Consider the following 23,779-nt stretch of genomic DNA (forward strand, 5'->3'; position numbering starts at 1 on the left):
TCACAGTCCCTTCCGCAGGAAGAGCGCGGCGGACACGTCCTCCGCCGCCGGCCTGTCCCTGCCCGCGAGATCGGCTATCGACCAGGCGACTCGCAACGAGCGGTCGTAGCCGCGCATGGTGATCGCGCCGCGTTCCAGCGCGCGATCCAGAACGGCCGTGGTGCCGGGTGGGAAGGCTCGAGCCTTTTCGCGCAGCCAACTGCCGGGAACCTGCGCATTGATCATCCAAGGCGTACCGGCAAGTCGTGCCGCAGCGGACTCGCGTGCGCCCTGAACACGAGCCCGCGCTTCGGCCGTCGTGAGTCGTTTCGACGTCGAGGCCAAAGCGAGCTGAGCTGCCGTGGTGCGGCGTACACGCAGACGGATGTCGACCCGATCGAGCAGTGGGCCCGAGATCTTGGCCAGGTATCGCATGCGCGACCGCGGGGCGCAGGTGCAGTCCGCGTCGCCCGACTCGTACTGGCCGCACGGGCACGGATTCGCCGCCATCACGAGCTGGAACCGGCCCGGAAACGTCGCGACGGCATTGGCGCGATGAATTCGGATCTCGCCCGACTCGAGCGGCTGTCGAAGCACGTCGAGCACCGACGATGCGAACTCCGGAGCCTCATCGAGGAAGAGCACGCCGTGCGACGCACGCACCGCGGCGCCCGGCCGGATTCGACCGCTGCCCCCGCCCACGATGGCAGCCGCCGTGGCGGTGTGGTGCGGCGCCTCGAACGGTGGACGCGTCACGAGGCCGGCCACCGGGTCGCCGGCGAGCGATCGCACCGACGTCGCCTCGAGCGAGGCGGCGGTGCCGAGATCGGGCAGCAATCCCGGCAATCGCTCGGCCAGCATGGTCTTGCCGGCGCCGGGAGGCCCGACGAAGAAGACGTGGTGTCCACCCGCGGCCGCCACCGTCAGCGCCTCGATGGCTTCCTCGTTGCCTACCACGTCGGCCAGCTCGGCGGCTTCGACGTCGTCGTCCTCTGCGGGCGGAGCCGGCCACGCCTCCACCGGCTCGGGGTCGAGCTCGGCACCGTGCCGGATCGCCGCCTCGCGGAGCGACGACACGGCGAGCACCTCGGCGCCCGGAACGAGCCTCGCCTCATCGGCATTGGCCGAGGGCACCATGACCCGTGGGCTGCCGGCGCGCACCGCACCGATGACGGCGGGCAGAACGCCGGGAGTCGGCCGCAGCCGCCCGTCGAGTCCGAGCTCGCCGATGTGCACCGTCTCGGAGACGGGGCCCGCGGGAACGTCGCCGGCCGCTGCCAGTGCCGACAGGGCGATGGCGAGATCGAAGCCGCTGCCGTGCTTCGGCAAGGCGGCCGGCGAGAGGCTCACGGTGAGCTTGCGCGAGGTGATCGGCAGCCCGGAATTGGACGCCGCGGCACGCACCCGACCGCGGGACTCACCGAGAGCGGCATCCGGCAACCCGATCACCCAGAAGCCGGGTAGCCCAGGCGAGATGTCCGCCTCCACGTCGACCACGCTCGGCGATAGCCCGACGAGGGCGATGGACCTCGTGTGCGCGACAGCCATCAGCAGATCCCGGTCAGGTGCTCGATGACGACGTCGCGGTCCAATGCTCCTGCGGGAGCCAGCACGGCGATCGCGTCGATGCGCAGCTCGCGCACAGCCTCGCCCGTCTCCTGGCACCACTGCGCGGCGAGCCTGCGCAGCCGCGCCGCCTTCTGCGCAGTGATGGCGTCGAACGGATGCCCGTACGCCAACGACGAGCGCGTCTTCACCTCCACGATGGCGACCAGCCCGCTCCGTTCGGCGATCACATCGATCTCACCAAGCGAACATCGCCAATTGCGGGACAGGACCCGATATCCGTGCGCTGTCAGGTAACGCGTCGCGAGTTCTTCGCCCCGGCGTCCCAGTTCGTCTTTGCGTGCCATCCGTTGCCTCCCCCGCCAGCATGGCGAGGAAGCGAGCCGGGCTTGCCCGCGGTGATCCGGAATCGGGGATCGTCAGTGGAAGGCACTCCTGGGGACGGCAAGATGAGGCATTGCTGGCGAAAGACTCGTTCGGCGAGCGGGCCAGCCGCTGAGAGCTCGCCTGCAGCCGCCCTTCAGGAGCGGGAGCACTGTCGAACGCGACGCGAGCGGCGCACCATCGCCAGGCATCCGAGGCCGAGCGCGAGCAGCACCGCGGCAGCAGTCAGAGGCCACGCCGCATCGCTTCCGCTCTCGGCCAGCTCCGCAGCGCCGGTGGACGTCGAGGTTCCCGCGGGCGTCGTACCGCTTGCCGCCGGAGCCGTCACGGTGAGCGTCCCCGCTCCCGACACCGCGTCGCCCCACAGTGTGCTTCTCGCAACGGCGCGCACGAGCATCCCGTTATCGGAACTCCGGGCGACGAACGAATACGTGGTGCTCGTCGCGCCAGCCACGTCGTTCCAGGTCGCGCCCCCGTCGGTGCTGCGCTGCCAGGCGACGGAGTCGGGCGATCCGCTGACGGTCGTGCTGAACGCGGCCGTCGTTCCCGCCTGCACGCTCATCGAGGCCGGAGCGGATGCCGTCGGCAGCATGTAGAGGCCGAGGACGTTGTTCGACTGTCCCGCGACGGCCAGGATCGTTCCATCCGGCGTGACGGCCGAGCCCATCGGTCCGGCAGAATCGACGCTCGGTGTGGCTAGGACGGCGCCGTCGGCCGCATCGATCACGGAGATGCTGCTCGCTCCGGCGTTCGAGACGAAGACGCGGGATCCGTCCGGAGAGAAGGACGCGGTCACCGGGCTCATTCCGACGTCGGCCGACGACACCGCGGTGCATGTCGCCAGGTCGACGAGCGTCACCACCCTCGTCGACAGCTGCACTACGGCGGCCACTGTGCCGGCCGGGTTCACCGCCACGCCCTGCGGCATGCCGCCGACAGTCAGCATTCCCGTCACGGTGCCATCGGCGGAGAGGCAGCCCACGGAGCCGCCGTTCAGGTTCATATTCGTGAACGCCCCGCCATGTCCCCCCATGGCCACGGCGCTGGGTCCCGTGAGCGGCTGCGATCCGGTCGCGGACCACATCGTCTGCGGCGCACCCGATGCGCCGGTGTGGGGATCGATCTCGAGCCGGGTCAGTGTTCCCGTATCGCCCGGGGCACCGAACGTCGTCACCAGCAGATACTTTCCGTCCGATGAGAACGCGACGCCGTTCGGGCTCGAGGAGAACACGGTCTGCGGCCCGACCGCCGTGTTCGTGGTGGCATCGATGAGGGAGATCGTCTTGCTGCCGTAGTCAGCGACGTAGACCCACTTGCCGTCGGGCGAGACGGCGATCGCATAGGGCGTCTGCCTGTCAGGCAAGGTCGCGACAACGCTGTGCGTCGCCAGATCCACCACTGTCACGTTGGCCGAGTCCTCGTTCGCCACGTACGCGGTGCTTCCATCGGGCGAGATCGCGACCGCGACCGGTCCGGTTCCGACCGGGACCTGCGTCGAGGTGGCGGTCGCCGCTTGCGCGGGCATCTCGGCGCCGAGGGCGAGGCCCGTCGACAACGCGACGGCAGCAGACACGGTGAGGGAGACTCGGGAGAGACGGCGCATCTCCCCCACGATGGTGCACTCCGCAGTGTCGAGCGATGCCCCGATCAGGGGGCGACAGATCGGTGCACCGAGCGCCCGTCCGTCCATCTCCCGTTTGGCGGTCGCACCGTCGAACGGGACACGAGCGACGCGCCGTCGTGAGGCATCCGAGGCCGGGCGCGAGAAGCACTGTGGCGGCGTTACGCTTCGGCGACACCGCCCACGGGCATCCGCTACTCGTCGAGTGCGAGCTCCTTGGGGAGCTCGAACTCCTTGCTCGAGAGCTCCTCGATGTTCACGTCTTTGAACGTCAACACGCGCACGGACTTGACGAACCGGTCGGAACGGTAGACGTCCCAGACCCAGACGTCGTGCATCGTGATCTCGAAGTAGAAGTCGTTCGCCGTGTCGCGGCGCACGAACTCCACCTCATTCGCCAGGTAGAACCGGCGCTCGGTCTCGATCACATACTTGAACTGCGAGACGATGTCGCGGTATTCGCGGTACAGCGCCAGCTCGACCTCGCGGTCATAGTCGTCGAATTCGTCTTCGTCCATCGTGCCGAAAAGTCTACGCTGACGCCGCGGCGACGCCGTCCACCGCGACCCCGCCCGTGATCGTCTCGATGTGCGAGTCGGGCTCGTCGAACGCGAACTGCAGAGTCTGCTGCTCCGAGGACGTCTCCGCCTTCAGCCAGGTTCGACGATGCAACGGGCTCGGGCCCAGCCGGCGGATCGCCTCCAGGTGCGCGGCGCTCGCGTAGCCCTTGTTGCTGCTCCAGGAGTATCCGGGGTGTACCGCATCCTGCTGGATCATCAGCGCGTCACGATGGACCTTCGCGATGACGGATGCCGCCGCCACCGACGCGCAGGACATGTCGGCCTTGACCCGGGGCACCACCGGTACGGGCACCGGGAGCGACCGCGTGAGGTAGTCGTGGTTGCCGTCGAGGACGATGGTGCAGGCATCCCAGCCGGCGCCGGATGCCTGCAAAGCGGAGAACGCGCGGGCGCCCGCCATGCTCAGGCAGGCCATGATGCCGTACGCGTCGACCTCCTCGGCCGAGGCGAGTCCGACCGCGTGGTGCCTGACCCAGGTCATGCAGAGCGGAGCGAGCTCCTCGCGCTTCGGCTCCGGGAGGAGCTTCGAGTCGCGCAGGCCCTTCGGCCAGCGTCCGACCCGCGCGTCCACGACGACCATGCCGACGGCCACCGGTCCCGCGAGCGCGCCACGGCCCACCTCGTCGCACCCGATGACGGTGAGACTGCCGGCGGACAACAGCTCGGACTCGAACCGGTAGCTCGGCGTGTTGCGCGCGCGACGCGCGCCCGCCGAGCCCGCGCGGGTCCCGGTCGTGCGTGTGGAAGTGCTTCGTGCTGCCACGAGGGAAGGCTACTTGCTTTCCTCTTCGGCGCCGCGGAACACGTCGGGATAGTTGGAGAGCCAGGTCCAGTGACTGATCGGCCAGCTGATCACGATGGCCCGGCCGACGACATCCTTCTCGGGCACGAAGCCCTTGCCCGGCAGATTCTGGTTCAGAGAGGAGTCCTGCGAGTTGTGGCGGTTGTCGCCCATCACCCACAGCTTGCCCTTGGGCACCGTGACGCTGAAGTGCACCGCAGCGGCCTCGGAGTCGCCAGGAGGAAGCTTGACGTAGGGCTCGTTGAGCGGTGATCCGTTCACGCTCAGCTGGCCTAGGGCGTTGCAGCACGACACCTTGTCGCCGGGGAGCCCGATGACGCGCTTGACCAGGTGGTCGTCGCTGTCCGGCGCGGCAAGGCCGACCAGTGAGAGCGCCCACTCGATGGGGTTCGTATCGGACTTCTCCATGTTCGCTGGCAGCCATCCGCCCGGGTCCGTGAACACGACGACGTCGCCGTGGTGGATCGGCATGAGCTTCGGCTCGAGCTCGTTCACGATGATCAGATCGTTGATCTGCAACGTGTTCTCCATGGAACCCGAGGGAATGTAGAACGACCGGACGACGAACGTCTTGATCAGGAACGAGACGAGAATCGCGACCAGGAAGATGATCACCAGGTCACGGAGGAAGAGTTTGAGGCTGCGCTGCTTGTTCTTCTTCGCGGCCGCCGAACGGTCGGACCTGGTGGGCAGTGATTCGTCTGTCATGTGCCTGCTGTGTTGCGCCAATCGATGAGCCGCCGGGCGTGGAATTTCCCAGGAGGCCGACCGGCGCGCAACGCCCGTTAAACGCCTGAGCTCCCGTCCTGAAGTGTAGAGGATCGGGAGCCCAGAGAATGCCGCGAACACGCGGCGAGGAAGCGGGTGGAGGCCTACGCCTCGCGCTTCTCCTTGATCTTGGCCTTCTTGCCGCGCAGCTCGCGCAGGTAGTAGAGCTTGGCGCGACGCACGTCACCGCGGGTGACGATCTCGATGTGGTCGATGACCGGCGAGTGCACCGGGAAGGTGCGCTCCACGCCGACCTGGAAACTCACCTTGCGCACCGTGAACGTCTCGCGGACGCCCTCACCGCTGCGGGCGATGACCACGCCCTGGAAGACCTGGATACGGGAGCGGTTGCCCTCCGTGATGTTGACGTGCACCTTGACGGTGTCGCCGGGGCGGAAGTCCGGAATGTCGCTGCGCAGTGAGGCAGCATCGACGGCGTCGAGGATATGCATGATGTTTCGCTCTCTGTGCCCGCCACCGGTCGAGCACGGATCAAATGGATGAAAGTTGGGGTGAATGCGTGCCGCTCGCGCGTCCACTCAGCAGAGCGGCGCACCGTGCGTGGCTCCCCGGAGGCAGAGCACGTGCCGCGACACAGCGTTCTATTCTGCCACGAGGCGGGGCGTGCCTCCAAAACGGTGGCGGTCCTCAGGGCGGCGGCCGAGGGCATCCGTTCGCTGCAGCATCAATGGGGCAGCGTCATTGCCCGTTCTCGTGCACGATGATCACGTCGCCGTCGTCGAAGCCAGGCCCCTGCATCCGCTTGGGCGTTCGCGGCGCTGTGTGGTCGGGGTTCTCGCCGGAACCGGCGCCCGCGCGAGGCGCACGACCGGATGCCCGCGCCACCGCACCCGAGACCCGCTCGCGCCACTCCCGCACCAGCTCCAGCGCCGTGAGCCAGAACGTGGCGAGCCCGAGCAGCACGGCCGCCAGGCCGAACCAGATCGCGCCGGGCCCGAAGAACCCGAGTCCGACCACGGCGAGGTGGAAGGCGACGGTGGCCGCGGCATCCGCCCGGTTCATCGCGCCGTGCTCGCGCACGAAGGGACGCGCCCGCGTGAGCCCGGCGAGTACCGCCAGAAGGACGAACAGCACGCCAGAACCGAGGAACGTGAGGAAGAAGCCGCCACCGGAACCGAACACGCCGAAGCCGACCAGCAGCCACAGCGGCAACACGGGGATGGCGAACAACTGCCATCTCGTCAACGCCCTGCGCAGCACCATGCCTGAAGGCTACGCGCGCAGCCGGGACGGCGGCTGGGAAGCGCCGCCGGGTTCGCCAGCGGCGCAGCCGCACACGACAACAAGCAGCGGCGCAGCCGCACGTGACAACGGGCCAGCGGGGGTCGGCGCGAGCGAGTCGCGTCAGTCCTCGTCGAGCAGATCGGGACGCACGCGCCGCGTGCGCTCGACCTGCTGCTGCCGGCGCCAGCGCGCGATCTCGCCGTGGTTGCCGCTGAGCAGCACCGGCGGCACTTCACGTCCCCGCCACACCGGCGGCTTGGTGTAGGTCGGATACTCCAGCAGGCCGTCCTCGTGAGACTCCTCGACCAGGCTCCGCGGGTTGCCGACCACGCCGGGGATGAGCCGCACGATGGCCTCGAGCATGGCCATCACGGCCACCTCTCCCCCGTTGAGCACGTAGTCGCCGAGGCTCACCAGACGCACCCGGGCACGGACGGCGGTGTCGTCGAAGACGCGCTGATCGATGCCCTCATAGCGGCCGCATCCGAATACCAGGTGCCGCTCCTCGCTGAGCTGTCGTGCCAGTGACTGGGTGAAGACCTCGCCGGCCGGAGACGGGAAGATGACGACGGGGTCGTCCGTGCGCTCGAGCGCGGCGTCCAGCGCCTCGCCCCAGGGTTCCGGCTTCATCACCATGCCGGCGCCACCGCCGTACGGCGTGTCGTCGACGGTGCGGTGGCGGTCGTGCGTGTGGTCGCGCAGGTCGCGGACCCGCACGTCGACGATGCCGTTCTGCTTCGCCCTTCCGAGCAGTGAGACATCGAGGGCGTCGAAGATCGCCGGGAAGATCGTCACGATGTCGATGCGCACCCCGCAAGTCTAGGGAGCGCCGCGGCGCCGACCCCCGACGCATCGTGCCACGCCGACGCCCACGCGCTCACACCCGGTCGAGGATGCCCGTCACGTTCGTTCCCGTCGGAAGCGTCCCGTAGAGCGCACCGCGGTCCTCGCCCAGGCGTGCCGAGCAGAAGGCTCCGGAGACGGCGCTTGGTGCGCGCCGCAGAAGCACGCTCGCCTGCAGCGCGAGTGCCAGGTCTTCGGCGAGACGACGCGCGTCGAACGCGATCTCGTCGGGCTCACGCCCCGTTGCCGATGCCAGCCGCGCATCGATCGATCGCAGGAGGGCCGCAAGCCGCCGATCGGCGCCCGCTGCCGACGCGAGCTCGTCCCGCACGGCGGCGACGGAATCCGGCTCCCGCGCGAGGACGCGCAGGATGTCCAGCGCGATCACGTTGCCGCTGCCCTCCCACACCGCCATCACGGGCTGCTCGCGGTAGCGACGGGCGAGCGGGAAGTCCTCGATGTAGCCGTTGCCGCCCAGGCACTCCAGCGCCTCGGAGGCGTGACCGGGTCCGCGCTTGCAGATCCAGTACTTGGCGGCGGCGGTCGCGAGGCGGCGGAACGCGATCTCCGACTCCGAGGCATCCTCGTCGTGCGCGCGGGCGAGGCGCAGGCCGAGTGCCACGGCCGCCTCGGACTCCAGGGCAAGGTCGGCCACGACGTTGCGCATCAGTGGCTGATCGATCAGCGTGCGCCCGAACGCTGCGCGATGGCGAACGTGCCACGCGGCCTCGGCCACGGACTGCCGCATCCCGGCGGCGGTGCCGAGTATGCAGTCCAGCCGCGTGCGGGCGACCATCTCGATGATGGTGCGCACGCCGCGTCCCTCCGCGCCGACGGCGAACCCGACGGTTCCTTCGAACTCGACCTCGCTGGAGGCGTTCGACCGGTTGCCGAGCTTGTTCTTCAACCGCTGGATCCGGAACACGTTGCGCGTCCCGTCGTCGAGAACGCGAGGCACGAGGAAGCAGCCGAGCCCGGCATCCGTCTGCGCGAGCACGAGGAAGGCATCGCTCATCGGGGCTGAGCAGAACCACTTGTGGCCGGTCAGCAGCCAGGCGTCTCCCGCGGGCACGGCGCGTGTCGTGTTCGCGCGCACATCGGAGCCGCCCTGCTTCTCGGTCATCGCCATACCGAACAGAGCGCTGCGCTTTCCTGGCACGAGGCGGCCGTCGTAGTCGCGGCTGAGCAGTCGCGGCATCCATTTCTGCGCCAGTTCGCTCTGCTGCCGCAGCGCGGGGACCACGGCGTGCGTCATGGAGACCGGACACGCGTGCCCAGCCTCGACCTGCGCGAAGAGCATGAACGTCGCCGCACGCGCGACGTTCGCACCCGGCCTCGGCTGCGCCCACGCCGCGGTGTGGGCGCCGTGCGACACGGCCGAGGCGATGATCCGGTGGTACGACTCGTCGTACTCGACCTCGTCGATGCGGATGCCGTGTCTGTCGAACGCGCGCAGCACGGGCTCGTGCGTGTTGGCCAGCTCGGCATCGTGCCGGAACGCCGCGGTGCCGACCAGGTCGCCGACGGCGGTGAGCTCATCGATCGCCCAGGCCGCATCGTTCGCGGCGACCGACTCGACGAGCGCTGGATGCGCGGTGAACTCGTTCAGGTCGACGCGTTCCGGCGCCTGGTTCGTCACCCCGTGCGTGAGGTGCGGTTGCGGCTTCGCCATCGAAACCCGTCCCTTCGTGAACCGCGCCCGGCAGCCACGAGCGGTCTCAGGCGAGCACGGCGGCTCCATCTTCGCGCATGCGCGCGAACTCCGGAACACCCCGCAGCACCCCGGCGGGGCTGCCGTCGCAGGCGGCGGTTTCCGCGCGATCCAGACGATCCAGCACGATGTCGACGAGTTCGTCGGACACCGGTGCGTCGGCACGCACGAGCGGCGCGCTGACGACGGCGGCACCGGCGGCAAGCGCGAGCTCGGCGCCAGATCAGCGAAGTAGCCGGGCGCCAGCAGGTAGGTCGCGACGACCACGCGGCGGCCGGGACGGGCCGCACCGACCGCGCGCACGGCATCCTGCAGGCGCGGGATGGCGGCGGAGATGAAACCGCAGGCCACGTCGCATCCCAACTCGCGTTCGAGGCGGGATGCCATGTCGCGGCAGTCCGTGACGGCGCGCGGATCACTGCTGCCGGCCGCCGCCAGCACGATCGCGTCGCCCGGTGCCCAGCCGGCCTCGCGCAGCCGGTGAGCCAGAAGCTCGCAGAGCCGGGCGTCGGGGCCGAGAGCCGCCGCGAGCACCCAGCGGCCGGTCTCCGCACGCACTGCGTCTCGCATGTCGACGTGCACGTGATAGCCCGCCGAGAGCAGGAGCGGAACGACGATGCCGCCGTTGGCGCGGGCCAGCATGGCCCGCAGGTCGGGCTGCTGCACGTCGACGAAGCCGGAGATGATGCGTCTCGACGGCGCGCGTACGGTGACTGCATCGATGAGGGCGGCGACCGCCCGCCGACCGGCCGGTGATGACGTGCCGTGCGAAACGAGCGCGACGGCGGACGTCACGCGGCGAGCTCGATCTCGACGTATCCGGCGACCACGCGCGTGCGGTAGGTGGTGATAGCCGGGCCCGGACCGCTCAGACACTCCCCTGTGGCGAGGTCGTAGACCTGCTTCAGAAGCGGGGAGGCGACGGTGGGACGTTCGTTCGCGTCGACGACCATGGAACCGACGATGCCGCGCGCCATGACCGGCGCCGACGTCGTCGGATCGACGTGGTCGACCGCATACAGCTCTGTGTCGCCGAGGCGGAACAGGGCGACCCGGCGGTCGGCGAGCAGCGCGACCTCGCCCCAGCCGGGCTCGAGCTCGGCGACGGGGCACACCCGCTGCCACGCGTCGGCGTGCGTGGGGACGGCAGCGCGGTGGGAGGCCGTCGAAGCCGTGTGCACGAACGGGCGGGACGCGCTCCGGCGCGACGCGCTGAGGCCGGATTGGTGACGGTCGATGGACAGTGTCATGGCGCGCTCCTCGCGGTGGTGGCTGGTTCGGCGGTGGCCGATTCAGCGGTGGCTGCTGATCTGTTCGTTCGAGCGTAGGAAGGTCGTGTTACGGCCCGTCGCCGCCGTGTTTCGAGCGCGTGAAGTCCTTCTCACCGCCTGCCCGACCGGCGTGAGGTGCGATGCGTCTGCCGTTCACGATCGGGAAAAGAGACGGAAACAACCCGTTCCTACGCTCGGCACATCGCCGGAGACCACGGAGAGGAACGAGCATGACGCCCGCCCAGGAACACTCGGACGCCGGAGCAAACGGAACGACCGGAACCGGCACGTCGGCAGAGTCGGGCCGCTCGGCCGCAGCCGACAGAGCGACCGCGGCGGACGCCTCACGCCACGTCGTGGTGATCGGCGGCGGCCCTGCAGCCCACCGTCTCGTGGACGCGCTCGTGTCGCGCGAAGAGAAGCACGGCATCCGTCTGACCGTGATCGGCGAGGAGTCGCACCTGCCGTACGACCGCGTGTCGCTCAGCCGCCGGCTCGACGGGCCCGAGGATCTCACGCTGTCGCCGTCGACGGTCTGGGACGACGAGCGCGTACGGCTGCGCTCTGGTGTGCGTGCCGTGTCCGTCGACCGCGAAGCGCGCGTGGTGCGCACCGACGACGGAGATGCCATCGCCTACGACGAGCTGGTGCTCGCGACCGGTTCGAGCGCTCCCGTGCCGGAGATCCGCGGCAGCGAGCACGCTCGCGTCTATCGCACGATCGACGACGTGGATGCCCTCGTGGCCGAGTGTGCCCAGCTACGGGAGAGCCTGGGCCGGCCGGCCCGCGTCATGGTCGCCGGCGGCGGCCTGCTCGGGCTCGAGGCGGCCGGAGGCCTCGCCCGGCTCGGTGTCGAAGCGTCGGTCGTGCACTCCGGCAGCTGGCTCATGTCGGCGCAGCTCGACGAGGGCGCCGGGCAGGCGCTTTCGCGGTTGATCGCACAGCGCGGCATCGCGCTGCACCTCGGCACCAGGCCACAGGAGTTGCTGCTCGACGACGGCCACCTGCACGCCGTGAAGTTCACCAACGGGCAGACCGTGCCGACCGATGTCCTCGTCTTCGCCATCGGCATCCGTGCTCGCGACGAGCTGGCCCGCACGTCGGGGCTTCGGCTCGGCGAGCACGGCGGCGTCGCGATCACGCCGGACTGCCGCACGAGCGACCCGCGCATCTTCGCGATCGGCGAGACGGCCAGCGTGAACGGCCGCTGCATCGGGCTCGTCGCACCGGCGAATGCGATGGCGGAGACGGTCGCCGACCGTCTGCTGGGCGGCCACGCGGAGTTCACCACGATCGACGACGCGACCGCACTCAAGCTCTCCGGCGTCGATGTGGCCAGCTTCGGCGACACGCTCGGGGAAGCCGAGGGCGCCCTGGAGATCGTGTACGCGGATCCGGCGCGCGGTCTGTACCAGAAGGTGGTCGTCACGCAGGATGCGAAGACGCTTCTCGGCGGCGTCTTCGTCGGGGATGCCGCGCCGTACTCTGCGCTGCGCCCCCTGCTGGGTCGCGAGTTGTCCGCCGAACCGTCGGCCTACCTCTCCGTCGGCGGCGAAACACCCGAGAGCGATCTGCCCGACGATGCCATCCTGTGCTCGTGCAACAACGTCACGGCGGGCACCGTGCGCGAGGCCGTGCACACCGGTGGCGACGACGGTGCGGGATGCCACGACCTCGCGTCGCTGAAAGCGTGCACCCGCGCGGGGACGCAGTGCGGCTCCTGTGTGCCGCTCGTGAAGAAGCTGCTCGAGAAGGAACTCAGGGCCGCCGGCGTCGCCGTGTCGAACGCGATGTGCGAGCACTTCCCGATGAGCCGTCAGGAGTTGTTCGACGGCGTGCGCGTGCTCGCCCTGACCTCGTTCGATGAGATCATCGCCCGGTTCGGCACCGGCCGCGGGTGCGACGTGTGCAAGCCGGCCGTGGCCTCCATGCTCGCCAGTCAGCACGGCGACTACATTCTCGACGGTGGCCGCGGCGGGCTGCAGGACACGAACGACCGCGCCCTGGCGAACCTGCAGAAGGACGGTAGCTACTCCGTGGTCCCGCGCATTCCGGGCGGGGAGATCACGCCGCAGAAGCTCGCGGTGATCGCCGCGGTGGCAGAAGAGTTCGGCCTGTACACGAAGATCACCGGCGGACAGCGCATCGACCTGTTCGGCGCACAACTGGACCAGCTGCCCGACATCTGGCGTCGGCTCGTGGACGCCGGCTTCGAGTCGGGCCACGCGTACGGCAAGGCGCTGCGCAACGTGAAGAGCTGCGTCGGCTCCACGTGGTGCCGGTACGGCGTGCAGGACTCTGTCGGCATGGCCATCCGTCTCGAGCTGCGCTACCGCGGACTGCGGGCGCCGCACAAGCTGAAGATCGGCGTCTCCGGATGCGCGCGCGAGTGCGCGGAGGCCCGCGGCAAGGACGTCGGAGTCATCGCCACCTCAGAGGGCTGGAACCTGTACGTCGGCGGCAACGGCGGCCTCCAGCCGGCCCACGCGCAACTGCTGGCGACCGACCTGGACGACGAGACGCTCATCCGCTACATCGACCGGTATCTCGTGTACTACATCCGCACGGCCGACCGCCTTCAGCGCACCGCACGCTGGATCGAGGACATCGACGGCGGTCTCGAGCACGTGCGCGGCGTCGTCGTGGACGACTCGCTCGGCCTGGCCGACGAGCTCGAGGCGACGATGCACCGGCACGTCGACGACTACCAGGACGAGTGGGCCGCGACGCTCGCCGACCCCGACCGGCTGCGCCGTTTCCGCTCGTTCGTCAATGCGCCGGATGCGCCGGACACCGGACTGCCCCGAGTCGTCGAGCGGGGTCAGCTGCGCCCCGCACGCCAGGACGAGTCGGACGGCGTGGTCGGGCTCGGGATGCCGTCCGTGCGACGTTCCGACATCGAGAACGGAGTCGAAGCATGAACGCGATCGGAACGGTGACGCTCGTCGGCGGCGGACCCGGCGACCTCGACCTGATGACGGTAGGAGGCCTGAAGGCGCTCCAGACCGCGGATGTCGTGCTGTACGATCGCCTCGCACCGCACGAGCGTCTGGCCGAGCTCGCTCCGGATGCAGTCCTGATCGACGTGGGTAAGCGTCCTGGCCACCACGCCGTCGAGCAGCGCGAGATCGAGCGGATGCTCGTCGAACACGCCCGCGCCGGATCCCGCGTCGTGCGCCTCAAGGGAGGCGACAGCTACGTGCTCGGTCGCGGCGGCGAGGAGGTGGCCGCGTGCCGAGCGACCGGGATTCCTGTGCGGGTCATCCCCGGCGTGACGAGCGCGACGTCCGTGCCCGCTGCGGCCGGCATCCCGCTCACGCACCGCGGCGTGAGCCGCCTCTTCACGGTCGTCTCCGGTCACGCGCCGCTCACGGACGACGAGCTGCGGCACCTCGCGGGCCTCGGAGGCACCATCGTCGTGCTCATGGGCGTCGGCACCCTGCCGTCGCTCGTCGCAGGGCTCGCGCGCCACGGCATGGCCGGCACGACGCCCGTTGCTGCCGTCGAACGCGGCTTCACGGTTGCACAGCGCACCACCGTCTCCGACCTGCACGGTATCGTGACGGCCGCGGGCGTCGCGGGCGTCACCTCACCCGCCGTCATCGTGATCGGAGAGGTCGTGCGGCTCGCCGTCGACGGGGACGACGCTGACGACCGGCAGCTCGCACGTGCGCAGGAGTTCGCGTAAACCATGACCGAAGACCGGGTCGAGACGACGGAGACCGTTCCGGGCTTCCGCCCCGATCAGCTGCAGGGCTTCCGCATCGGCGTCACGAGCGACCGGCGCAGCGGCGACCTGATCGACGCGTTCGAGCGGCGCGGGGCCCAGGTGATCCATGCACCGACCATCCGCATGGTAAATGCGGATGCCGACGACCCGGTCATCGCGGACACCCGCGCGATGATCGCGGCGTGGCCCGACATCCTGCTGGCGACGACGGCGTACGGCATCCGTCGCTGGTTCGAGGTGTCGGATGCCGCCGGGCTCGGCGAGGACCTCGTGGCCGCTCTGTCGCGGGCCGAGATCCTGGTGCGCGGCCCCAAGGCACGGGGCGGCATCCGCGCGGCCGGACTCGACGACGCGGGCATGAGCGACGAGGAGACCACGGCATCCCTCGTTGATCGCGTGCTCGCGTCGTATCCGCCAGGACTGACGGTGGCGGTGCAGGTGCACGGCCGCATCGACGAGCCGCAGCTGGAACGCCTGCGCATAGCTGGCCACCGCGTGCTCACCGTCGCCCCGTACAGCTGGCGCACGACCGACGGCTCCGACCTCCGCGTGCAGCGGCTGATCGAGGTGGCCTGCTCCGACCAGCTCGACTGCATCACCTTCACCAGTGCCCCGGCCGTCGAAGCGCTGTTCGATGCCGCGGATGCCATGGGCCGCCGCAACGACCTCCTCGACGCGATGACGGACCGCGTGGTGCCCGCCGTCGTCGGTCCTGTCACGGCCGCTCCGCTCCTCGCCGCCGGGCTGAGTCCGCTCCAGCCCGAGCGGTTCCGGATGGGCGCCCTCATCCGACTCGTCTGCGAGCACCTGGAGCGCACGGCGTCCGACGGCCTCCGCACACAGCATGGTCGCGTGCAGCTGCGCGGGGCGGTCGTGCGGATCGGGGATCGCCACGTACCTCTCACGCCGGCTCAGGTGGCCGTGTTCGGGCCGATCTTCCGCGCAAGAGGAGCCGTCGTGTCTCGCGATCAGCTGTCGCGCATCCTCGTCGGCACGGTCGACGACCACGTGCTGGACATGGCGCTCAGCCGGCTGCGCACCGCTCTGGACGCGCCGGGCCTCATCACGACCGTCGTCAAGCGCGGCTACCGCATCGACGTGCTCGACGGCTGAGAGTGGAGATTCCGGATCCTCTGCAATGGTGTGTCGTCGGGCAGCAGCGCCCGCGGGCATCCGGCACGCAGAGATAGCCGATTCCGAGGCGGCATCCGTCTTCCTGGCGCAGACGGCCGGGGTCTGAATCGAGCCGGGTGCCACCACCTCACCGCGTCTCGACGTGGTGGTGGGGACAACGTTCCACCGCGGTTACGAGCGGCGCGATCCTCCGAAACAGCCCCTTCGTACCGTCGAGGCATCCCATTCGATGCGACAGCGCACAGCTGGAGGATGACATGACGGAAACCGTCGACGCCGCACCATCCGCGCACCCGGCGCAGCCCCGATCCGGGTCCGCCGACATCCCGTCGCCGGCCACCGCCGCCGGCGCACCGCTCGCTTTCCGCCCCGGCAGCTGGATCGAGGGCTGGAACCCCGAGGATGCCGCACAGTGGGCCCTTCAGGGCCGCTCGATCGCGCGCCGCAACCTCGGCTGGTCCGTCTTCGCGGAGTTCCTCGGATTCGTGGTCTGGCAGCTCTGGTCGATCGTCGTGGTGCCGCTGCCAGGAGCCGGATTCCACCTCACGACCAGCGAGAGCTTCTGGCTCATCTCCCTGCCCAGCCTGGTCGGCGCGACCCTGCGCATCCCGTACTCGTTCATGGTCCCGCTGATCGGTGGGCGCAACTGGACCATCGTGTCCGCCGCTCTGCTGCTCGTGCCGACCGTCGGACTCGCCCTCGCCGTCGGCAACCCGGCGACGCCGTTCTGGGTGCTGCTCACGGTCGCCGGGCTCGCCGGATTCGGCGGCGGCAACTTCGCCAGCTCCATGTCGAACATCACGTTCTTCTTCCCGCAGCGCGAGAAGGGATGGGCGCTCGGCCTGAACGCCGCAGGCGGCAATCTCGGCGCTGCCGTCGCGCAGCTCGCGGTTCCGGTCGTCGTCGCGCTGACCGCGAGCGCAGGGCTCGGCCTCGGGATCGCCGGATGGATGTGGGTGCCGCTGATCGTCGTGGCGATGGTCGGCACATGGAAGGGCCTGAACAACCTGGCGAACGCGAAGACCGACTTCGCGGCATCCGCCTCCGCTGTCAAGGAGCCGCATCTGTGGCTGCTCGCTCTGCTCTACATCGGAACGTTCGGATCGTTCATCGGCTTCGCCGGCGTCTTCCCGAAGCTCATCGCCGACCAGTTCCCGGCGTTCGCGACGATCCCGATCGGACCCGCAGCGCTCTCGCTGGCGTTCCTCGGCGCTCTGGTCGGATCGCTCGCACGGCCATACGGCGGACGACTCGCGGACCGATTCGGCGGCACGGTGGTCGCTGCGCTCTCCTTCGCCGTGATGGGTGTGATCGCCCTGGCCGTCGTGCTCACCCTGCCGGCCGGATCGTTCTGGCTGTTCCTCGCCTTCTTCCTGGTGCTGTTCGTGGCAAGCGGCATCGGGAACGGTGCGACGTATCGCATGATCCCGACGGTCTTCCTCGTCGCCAGCGGCGCGACGGGACCCGACGACCCGGCCGCCCAGGACGCCCAGCGACGCTCCGCCGCGGCGCTCGGAATCATCTCCGCGATCGGCGCGTACGGAGGGTTCCTCATCCCGCAGGTGCTGAACCTCTCGTTCACCACGACCGGCGGCTACGAGTCCGCCTTCCTCTGGTTCGTCGCCGGGTACGCGGTGCTTCTCGTGCTGACGCTCGCGGTGTACTTCACGCCGCGCGGACGCCTCGCCGGACACCGCATCTGATGCACGTTCTCATCGTGGGGGCCGGACCGGTCGGCGCACGGCTGGCCGAGGGCCTGCTGCCCGCGCTGCGGTCCGGCGCCGTCGAGGTCACCATCGTCGGCGCCGAGCCCGTCCCTGCGTACAACAGGGTCTTAGTGGCCGAACATGCCGTCGGCGGCATGGGTTTCGACGAGATCCTCGTGCACGACGCCGACGAGCTCGCGGATGCCGGTGCCCGCGTCTTCCTCGGAGCGCGGGTGACCGCCGTCGATGCTGCGCGACACGTGGCCTCCGTCGACGACGGCTCGGGGACGGACTCCGAGATCGGCTACGACCGCATCGTGTTCGCGACCGGTGCGCGCGCGAACATCCCCACGCTCGACGGGGTGCCACGCACCGCACGGGACGCGGGATCGCTGCGCCGAACCGACGCCGCGACGATCGGACTCGACGACCGCCTCCCTCGCGGCGTCACAGCCCTCCGGGACCTCGACGACGCCGCCCGCGTCGCCACCGCCGTTCAGGCCCGGCAACGCGTGGTCGTCCTCGGCGCCGGCGTGCTCGGTCTGGAGCTCGCCCTCCTGCTCGCCGCGGCCGGCTGCGAGGTCGTCGTCGTGCACCACGGACCGACCCCGATGCCGAGGAATCTCGACCGCGGCGCCGGACTCACGCTGGCCGCCGCGCTGCGGGCGGCGGGCGTCGGCATCGTGGCGCACTCCAGGGCCGAAGCCGTCGCCGTGCGCCACGATCCGGACACGCGCGAGGCGCACTTCGACGCTCTCGTGACGGCCGACGGCAAGCACGTGCACGGCGGGCTGCTCGTGCTCTCCTGCGGCGTGGGCGCGCGGAGTGAGCTGGCCACGCTCGCGGGGCTGCCGGTGGAGGCGGGCATCCTCGTGGACCGCACGCTCACGTCGTGGACGGATCCGTCGGTGCACGCCATCGGAGACTGCGCGCACGTGGCCGATCCACCCGCCGACGTCCGTGCCTGGGCCCAGGCCGGCGGACGCGTGGGAGGCGGGCCGAGCGGACTCATCGGGCCGGGCTGGCAGCAGGCGGACTGGCTCGCGGCGAGGCTGGCGGCCGAGGCATCCGGGGTCCCGTTCGACCTCGAACCGCCGGACGAGCGCCCGGCGATCGTCATGCTGAAGGGTGAGAGCGTGGACTGCGTCGCCGCCGGCGACGTCACCCCGGAGCCGTGGGACGTGCTCGACGACGGACGACGAGTGGCGCAATGGGCGGATCCCGAGCACGGCGGGTATGTCAAGACGGTGACCAGAGCGGGCGTCCTGACAGGATTCGCGACCGTCGGGATGCCCCGCACCGCCTCCGAGCTGACACTTCTGTTCGAGCGCGGCGCCGAGCTGCCTGCTGATCGCTCGGTCGTGCTGCGCTTCGACGGCGTCGACCACGATCCGTCGGCGGAGTCCTCCGCAATCACGCCGGAGACCACCATCTGCTGGTGCAACGGCGTGAGCGCCGGCCGCATCGGCGAGGCGATCGCGTGCGGCGCGACCACCGTCGTCGATGTCGGCGGGGCGACCCGCGCGGGCACCGGCTGCGGCGGCTGCCGGGAACGCATCCAGGGAATGCTCGACGATCGCTCCCCCGCGGTCATCGGGGTGTGACGCGAGGAGAGGACGACCATGAACATCGCTGACGCGGATCCCGAGGCGTCTGCCCGAGCGGATCCGTCCCGTGCCGAGACGCAGGGCACTCCGACGCACTGTCCGTACTGCGCGCTGCAGTGCGCGATGACCCTCACGCGTCCGAAGGAGCGCGCCGACGGTGCTCCTCTGCTCGACGTCGCCGGCCGCGCGTTCCCGACCAACCGCGGCGGCCTCTGCAAGAAGGGCTGGACCTCAACCGTCGTGCTCGATGCTCCGGGACGACTCACTGCACCGCTGATCCGGGATGCCGACGACGAGTTCGTGGAGACCTCGTGGAACGACGCGCTCGATCTGGTCGCCCTGCGCATCCGGGAGGCGGAGGCGGCGCGCGGGCCGGATGCCGTCGGCGTGTTCGGCGGCGGTGGTCTCACGAACGAGAAGGCCTACCAGCTCGGCAAGTTCGCCCGAGCGGCGCTGCGCACCTCGCGCATCGACTACAACGGACGGTTCTGCATGTCGTCCGCCGCTGCAGCTGCGAACCGGGCCTTCGGGCTCGACCGCGGGCTGCCGTTCCCCGTGACGGATCTCGACACGGCGCGCACCATTCTCATCCTCGGGTCGAACATGGCGGACACGATGCCGCCGTTTCTCGGACATCTGGAGGGTGCCCGTGCCGCGGGCGGGCTCATCGTGGTGGATCCGCGCCGCTCCTCGACAGCACGGCTGACCGACGACGGCGCGGGGACGCACCTCGCACCGGCACCCGGATCCGATCTTGCGCTCCTCCTCGGGCTCGCCCACCTCGCGATCGCCGAACACCTCGTGCACGACGACTACGTCGAAGCGCGCACGACAGGCTTCGCATCTTTCCGCCGCAGTCTCGCCGAGTGGTGGCCGGAGCGCACCCAGGCGGCGACGGGCGTGCCGGCCGAACGCCTGAGGCAGGTGGTGCGGCGGCTCGCGGAGGGCGACGCGTACATCCTCACCGGTCGCGGCGTGGAGCAGCACGCGGACGGCACGGACACGGCGACAGCAGCAATCAACCTCGCCCTGCTGCTCGGGCTTCCCGGCACGACGGGATCGGGATACGGCACCATGACCGGCCAGGGCAACGGTCAGGGTGGGCGCGAGCACGGGCAGAAGGCCGACCAACTGCCCGGATACCGGTCGATCACCGATCCTGCAGCGCGCGACCACGTCGCACGCATCTGGGGCATCGAGCCGGAGGCGATCCCTGGGCCGGGCATCCCGGCCGTCCGGCTGCTGGAGAGCGCGGGATCGGCGGACGGCGTGCGGTGCCTGCTCATCCACGGCTCGAATCCCGTGGTCTCCGCGCCGAACGTCGACGCGGTGCGCACAGCGATCGACCGGCTCGACACGCTCGTGGTCTGCGACGTCGTGATGAGCGAGACCGCGGAGCGAGCGGATGTCGTGCTCCCCGTGACCCAGTGGGCGGAGGAGGACGGAACCATGACGAATCTCGAGGGTCGGGTTCTGCGCCGGCGTCGGACCGTCGATCCTCCGGGCGAGGCGCGGAGCGAACTCTGGATCCTCGCCGAACTCGCCGGACGGCTCGCACCGCAGGTGCACTTCGACGTCGAGGCCGAGAGGGTGTTCACGGAGCTGGGACGCGCATCCGCGGGCGGGAGATCCGACTATTCGGGCATCGACTACGGGATGCTCGACGGCGACGAATCCGTGCACTGGCCGTGTCCTGCCGGCGGCAGCTCCACGCCGAGGCCGTTCGACGTGCGTTTCGCGCATCCCGACGGCCGCGCACGATTCGTGTCGGTGAGGCGCCGCCCGAACCCCGAGACGCCGCGCGGATCCGATCAGCTCTGGCTCGTCACCGGACGACTCCTCGAGCAGTACCAGTCGGGAGCACAGACCCGCCGCGTGCCCGAGCTGGTCGCAGCGCGTCCGCGTGTGGAGCTCGTGCTGCATCCGGCGGCGGCGCATGCGCGTGGCCTCGCCGACGGCGACCTCGCGGTCATCGCGAACGACCGCGGACACCTCACCGCTCCGGTCAAGCTAGACGCCGGCATCCGCATGGACACGGTCTTCCTGCCGTTCCATTTCCCGGAGGCGGACAGCGCCAACCTGCTCACGAGCGATGCCGTCGATCCGGTCTCCGCGATGCCCGAGTTCAAGACGGCGGTCGTCACGGTCGCCCGCGCCTGACGTTCCGCACGCGAGGCTACGTGCCGCCGAGTGCCTGGCCCAGCCGAAAATTCAGCCGGTGTTCCCGACGACGCGTTTCCACGGCGCCCGGTCGACCAGTAGTCTGACGCCCGTGGCTCTCGGCGACGGCGCAGCGATCAAGGCCCGTCGCGGCGAAGGGCGTCGCCTCCTCCCTGGCCGTGCTGATGCTGTGCCAGCCGATGGCGGACGCCCAAGGATACTGGACGGTCCCCGGCACATCCCTCGACGCTGTGGTGTCCTTCCTCACGACTCACGCGCCGCCGGGTCTGCCGCTCGAGGAGTCCACAGGGACGAACGCCGTCGACCGCGCGGCTCTCAGACCAGCGACCTGAGCACGTCGACCTCGGCTCCCGGCATGAACGCGTCGAAACCGTTGTCGACGAGCCACCGGATGGCGAGCAGGCATCTCACCGCCCACCACGCACGGATCGCATCGAGGTCGACGTCGGCGCCGTAGCCCGCCACGACGTCGCCCAGGTGCTCCTCGTGGCCGAGCGTGAGGGTGGCAAGATCGAAGAGAGCGTCGCCGCGACCGCCTCCGACCAGTCGATCACGCCCGTGACCTCGTCCCCCACGACGAAGACGTGCTCGACCTGGAAGTCGCCGTGCATGAAGGCCGGTCTTGATGACCGGAGAGCCTGTTCGGCCAAGCGTCGACTGTCCGCGATCAACTCGGCGGGCAGCATGCCGCGCGCAATGAGCACCGCGCATTCGCCATCGAGCCGCGACGAGACGTCGATCAGGCTCCGTCCCTGCCATGGCGGCAGCGGTGCGTCGTGGAGTGTGCGGGCGGCAGCACCCGCCGCGGCCCATGCTGCAGGGGACGCCGTCGACGGTGCTCCGAGATGGGCGAGCGGCTCACCCCGGAGTGCTGCCATGGCGAGCACGGGCGGGGTGCGCCACAGGATGGTCGGCGTCGGGATCGGTGCGAGACGCATCGCCTCGACTTCGCGGTCCGTCATGCTCCGGTCGGAGTCGACCTTGAGGAACGTGTCACCTACGCGCAGGGTCGCACGTTCGGAGTGCGCGACGACCACAGAGACTGCATCCACGACCGCCATCCTCGCAGGACGGCTGCCGTGGCGTCTCCTCAGTCGGCCGATTCCTCCGTGCCAGCCTGTTTGTCGGGCTCGCCAGGGTTCTCGGATTCGCCAGGGTTCTCGGATTCGCCAGGGTTCTCGGATTCGCCAGGGTTCTTGGATCCGCCAGAATTCTCGGATGCCGTCGCCGTCCTGGATGCCGTCGCCGTCTCGGACGACTCGGCCGCGGAATCCGCCGCGTCGTCGTCGCCCTCCGTCTCGGGGATCTCCTCGAACAGGCCGATCGGAGGCGTCACGGTGACGGTGCCGGCCGCGACGTCCACCTCCGGCACGATCGCGGACACGAACGGCACGAGCACCTCGCCGCTCGCCGTCTTCACCGCGAGCAGGTCCTGCGCCGGCAAGTGGTCGACGCGGGCGATGGTGCCCACCACCGCGCCCTCGCGCAGCACTCGCAGCCCGACGAGCTGATGGTCGTACCAGGCATCGTCCTCGACCGAGTCGTCCTGGTCGACCCAGAGGATCGCCTTGATGAGCGTCTCCGCCTCCGTGCGGTCGTTGACGCCCTCGAAGAATCCCACCGGATGCCCGTTGTACCAACGCAGCTCGGCCAGCGTGAGCGTCTTGCCGTGCCACGGGGAACCGGTGGGCACCTGCAGTGAGAACTCGGCGCCGGGCACGAAGCGGTGCTCGGGATCGTCCGTGTAGAGCTCGAGCTTGATGGCCCCCTTGAGACCGTGGGCCTTGGTCAGTCTGCCGACGCGAAGCTGCTGCTTCGGCGGTTTCGGCTCGTCCTTCTTTCCGCTCACCGCGTGTCAGTCGAGGAGATCGACGCGAACACGGCGGCCGTCGGCGAGCGCACCGACGACGGTGCGCAGGGCCTTCGCCGTGCGACCGGAGCGACCGATCACGCGACCGAGGTCCTCGGGGTTCACGCGAACCTCGAGGACCTCGCCGCGCGGGGACTCCTTCGCCACGACGTGGACGTCGTCGGGGTGGTCGACGATGCCTTCGACCAGGTGCTGCAGAGCGGAGGAGAGCAAGGTGTTACGCCTCGGTGGTCTCGTCGGCGGACTCGGATGCCTCGTCCTTCGGCGCGGCCTTCTCGGCCGGCTTCTCGGTCTTCGGCTTGAGCACCGGCTTCTTCTTCTCGTCGGCGACGAACGCGACCTTCGCCTCGGCCGTCTGGACGGTGCTCACGGCGTTCTTGTCGCCCTTGAACTTGCCCCAGTCGCCGGTCAGCTTGAGGATGGCCAGCACCTGCTCGGTCGGCTGAGCGCCGACGCCGAGCCAGTACTGGGCGCGGTCGGAGTCGACCTCGATGAACGAGGGGTTCTCAGTGGGGTGGTACTTGCCGATCTCCTCGATCACTCGACCGTCGCGCTTGGTGCGCGAGTCGGCGACGACGATGCGGTAGTAGGGGGCGCGGATCTTTCCGAGCCGCTTAAGGCGGATCTTGACAGCCACAATTCTCCGTAGTGTGTTGAATGTTTCGCGCGAACTGACTGCCGGAGGCGTGGGGCACACCCGGCAGGAGGTCTGATGGAGAGTCGCATCACGGTCTGATAGAGGGTCGTCCCGAGTGAACTCGACTGGTCATTCTTGCAGAT

At 69.8% G+C, this 23,779-nt stretch carries 20 protein-coding genes and 1 pseudogene; 6 read left to right on the forward strand and 15 right to left on the reverse strand.

Translation table 11 applies throughout. The features are described 5' to 3' along the window. From H623_RS0104465 to nirD, 11 genes are all read right to left on the reverse strand, one after another. On the reverse strand, positions 1–1,527 hold the full coding sequence (locus H623_RS0104465; protein ID WP_022899747.1) for a YifB family Mg chelatase-like AAA ATPase: 1,527 nt from the start codon (positions 1,525–1,527) through the stop codon (positions 1–3). Beyond that, entirely contained in the window at positions 1,527–1,892 is a 366-nt protein-coding gene (locus H623_RS0104470) for a YraN family protein (RefSeq protein WP_022899748.1), read from the reverse strand. The genes H623_RS0104465 and H623_RS0104470 overlap by 1 nt, the downstream gene beginning before the upstream one ends. 173 nt (positions 1,893–2,065) lie before the next feature. Continuing rightward, positions 2,066–3,502: a beta-propeller fold lactonase family protein gene (locus tag H623_RS20865; protein WP_169514888.1), complete on the reverse strand. Its 1,437-nt coding sequence runs from the start codon at positions 3,500–3,502 to the stop codon at positions 2,066–2,068. A 242-nt stretch (positions 3,503–3,744) separates the two neighbouring features. Continuing rightward, a complete protein-coding gene (locus H623_RS0104480; RefSeq protein ID WP_022899750.1) occupies positions 3,745–4,068 on the reverse strand; it encodes a DUF2469 domain-containing protein in 324 nt (107 codons plus the stop codon). Positions 4,069–4,081: 13 nt separating this feature from the next. After that, positions 4,082–4,894, reverse strand: coding sequence for a ribonuclease HII (locus H623_RS17735; protein ID WP_022899751.1), 813 nt, complete (start codon positions 4,892–4,894; stop codon positions 4,082–4,084). A 9-nt stretch (positions 4,895–4,903) separates the two neighbouring features. After that, a complete protein-coding gene (lepB, locus tag H623_RS0104490; RefSeq protein WP_022899752.1) occupies positions 4,904–5,641 on the reverse strand; it encodes a signal peptidase I in 738 nt (245 codons plus the stop codon). A 164-nt stretch (positions 5,642–5,805) separates the two neighbouring features. Beyond that, the gene (gene rplS / locus H623_RS0104495; RefSeq protein WP_022899753.1) at positions 5,806–6,153 is read right to left on the reverse strand and encodes a 50S ribosomal protein L19; all 348 of its coding nucleotides are present in this window, start codon (positions 6,151–6,153) and stop codon (positions 5,806–5,808) included. 247 nt (positions 6,154–6,400) lie between these two features. Continuing rightward, complete coding sequence (locus tag H623_RS17740) at positions 6,401–6,925, reverse strand: hypothetical protein (RefSeq protein ID WP_022899754.1); 525 nt, start codon at positions 6,923–6,925, stop codon at positions 6,401–6,403. A gap of 141 nt (positions 6,926–7,066) precedes the next feature. Next, positions 7,067–7,756: a tRNA (guanosine(37)-N1)-methyltransferase TrmD gene (gene trmD, locus H623_RS0104505; RefSeq protein ID WP_022899755.1), complete on the reverse strand. Its 690-nt coding sequence runs from the start codon at positions 7,754–7,756 to the stop codon at positions 7,067–7,069. 67 nt (positions 7,757–7,823) lie between these two features. Next, entirely contained in the window at positions 7,824–10,295 is a 2,472-nt protein-coding gene (locus H623_RS21890; RefSeq protein ID WP_022899756.1) for an acyl-CoA dehydrogenase family protein, read from the reverse strand. Beyond that, positions 10,292–10,750 (reverse strand): nitrite reductase small subunit NirD, encoded by a 459-nt coding sequence (gene nirD / locus H623_RS0104515; RefSeq protein ID WP_022899757.1) that lies wholly within the window; start codon positions 10,748–10,750, stop codon positions 10,292–10,294. Before nirD ends, H623_RS21890 begins: the two co-directional genes overlap by 4 nt. Before the next feature lie 251 nt (positions 10,751–11,001). Between nirD and nirB the strand changes: the two genes are divergently transcribed. The 6 genes from nirB to H623_RS17755 all read left to right on the forward strand — a co-directional run bounded on the left by nirB (position 11,002) and on the right by H623_RS17755 (position 21,108). Continuing rightward, positions 11,002–13,692 (forward strand): nitrite reductase large subunit NirB, encoded by a 2,691-nt coding sequence (gene nirB / locus H623_RS17745; protein WP_022899758.1) that lies wholly within the window; start codon positions 11,002–11,004, stop codon positions 13,690–13,692. Next, positions 13,689–14,459, forward strand: a complete 771-nt coding sequence (gene cobA, locus H623_RS17750; protein ID WP_051143058.1) for a uroporphyrinogen-III C-methyltransferase — start codon at positions 13,689–13,691, stop codon at positions 14,457–14,459. Before nirB ends, cobA begins: the two co-directional genes overlap by 4 nt. Positions 14,460–14,462: 3 nt before the next feature. Then, positions 14,463–15,614, forward strand: coding sequence for a uroporphyrinogen-III synthase (locus H623_RS0104530; protein WP_022899760.1), 1,152 nt, complete (start codon positions 14,463–14,465; stop codon positions 15,612–15,614). A 278-nt stretch (positions 15,615–15,892) separates the two neighbouring features. Further along, positions 15,893–17,338: an MFS transporter gene (locus H623_RS0104535; RefSeq protein ID WP_022899761.1), complete on the forward strand. Its 1,446-nt coding sequence runs from the start codon at positions 15,893–15,895 to the stop codon at positions 17,336–17,338. Further along, positions 17,338–18,945, forward strand: a complete 1,608-nt coding sequence (locus H623_RS0104540; RefSeq protein ID WP_022899762.1) for an FAD-dependent oxidoreductase — start codon at positions 17,338–17,340, stop codon at positions 18,943–18,945. Before H623_RS0104535 ends, H623_RS0104540 begins: the two co-directional genes overlap by 1 nt. Positions 18,946–18,963: 18 nt before the next feature. Beyond that, on the forward strand, positions 18,964–21,108 hold the full coding sequence (locus H623_RS17755) for a molybdopterin oxidoreductase family protein (RefSeq protein WP_022899763.1): 2,145 nt from the start codon (positions 18,964–18,966) through the stop codon (positions 21,106–21,108). Between the two features lie 428 nt (positions 21,109–21,536). On the opposite strand, the gene H623_RS20690 is transcribed toward H623_RS17755, so the two are convergent. The 4 genes and pseudogenes from H623_RS20690 to rpsP form a co-directional block, all read right to left on the reverse strand. Then, a complete protein-coding gene (locus H623_RS20690) occupies positions 21,537–22,181 on the reverse strand; it encodes a phosphotransferase (protein ID WP_245558868.1) in 645 nt (214 codons plus the stop codon). A gap of 200 nt (positions 22,182–22,381) precedes the next feature. Continuing rightward, positions 22,382–22,978 (reverse strand): annotated as a pseudogene (gene rimM, locus H623_RS17765) (ribosome maturation factor RimM); the annotation flags it as partial. A 6-nt stretch (positions 22,979–22,984) separates the two neighbouring features. Then, the gene (locus tag H623_RS0104560; RefSeq protein WP_022899766.1) at positions 22,985–23,212 is read right to left on the reverse strand and encodes an RNA-binding protein; all 228 of its coding nucleotides are present in this window, start codon (positions 23,210–23,212) and stop codon (positions 22,985–22,987) included. Positions 23,213–23,216: 4 nt separating this feature from the next. Further along, positions 23,217–23,636 (reverse strand): 30S ribosomal protein S16, encoded by a 420-nt coding sequence (gene rpsP / locus H623_RS0104565; protein ID WP_022899767.1) that lies wholly within the window; start codon positions 23,634–23,636, stop codon positions 23,217–23,219. Between the last annotated feature and the right edge of the window lie 143 nt (positions 23,637–23,779).

Source organism: Humibacter albus DSM 18994 (assembly GCF_000421825.1).
Taxonomy (GTDB): domain Bacteria; phylum Actinomycetota; class Actinomycetes; order Actinomycetales; family Microbacteriaceae; genus Humibacter; species Humibacter albus.

Coding starts and splice junctions, on each gene's coding strand:
- H623_RS0104465 (WP_022899747.1), bottom strand. CDS start 1,527: ATGGCTGTCGCGCACACGAGGTCCATCGCCCTCGTCGGGCTATCGCCG.
- H623_RS0104470 (WP_022899748.1), bottom strand. CDS start 1,892: ATGGCACGCAAAGACGAACTGGGACGCCGGGGCGAAGAACTCGCGACG.
- H623_RS0104480 (WP_022899750.1), bottom strand. CDS start 4,068: ATGGACGAAGACGAATTCGACGACTATGACCGCGAGGTCGAGCTGGCG.
- lepB (WP_022899752.1), bottom strand. CDS start 5,641: ATGACAGACGAATCACTGCCCACCAGGTCCGACCGTTCGGCGGCCGCG.
- rplS (WP_022899753.1), bottom strand. CDS start 6,153: ATGCATATCCTCGACGCCGTCGATGCTGCCTCACTGCGCAGCGACATT.
- H623_RS17740 (WP_022899754.1), bottom strand. CDS start 6,925: ATGGTGCTGCGCAGGGCGTTGACGAGATGGCAGTTGTTCGCCATCCCC.
- nirD (WP_022899757.1), bottom strand. CDS start 10,750: ATGACACTGTCCATCGACCGTCACCAATCCGGCCTCAGCGCGTCGCGC.
- nirB (WP_022899758.1), top strand. CDS start 11,002: ATGACGCCCGCCCAGGAACACTCGGACGCCGGAGCAAACGGAACGACC.
- cobA (WP_051143058.1), top strand. CDS start 13,689: ATGAACGCGATCGGAACGGTGACGCTCGTCGGCGGCGGACCCGGCGAC.
- H623_RS0104530 (WP_022899760.1), top strand. CDS start 14,463: ATGACCGAAGACCGGGTCGAGACGACGGAGACCGTTCCGGGCTTCCGC.
- H623_RS0104535 (WP_022899761.1), top strand. CDS start 15,893: ATGACGGAAACCGTCGACGCCGCACCATCCGCGCACCCGGCGCAGCCC.
- H623_RS0104540 (WP_022899762.1), top strand. CDS start 17,338: ATGCACGTTCTCATCGTGGGGGCCGGACCGGTCGGCGCACGGCTGGCC.
- H623_RS17755 (WP_022899763.1), top strand. CDS start 18,964: ATGAACATCGCTGACGCGGATCCCGAGGCGTCTGCCCGAGCGGATCCG.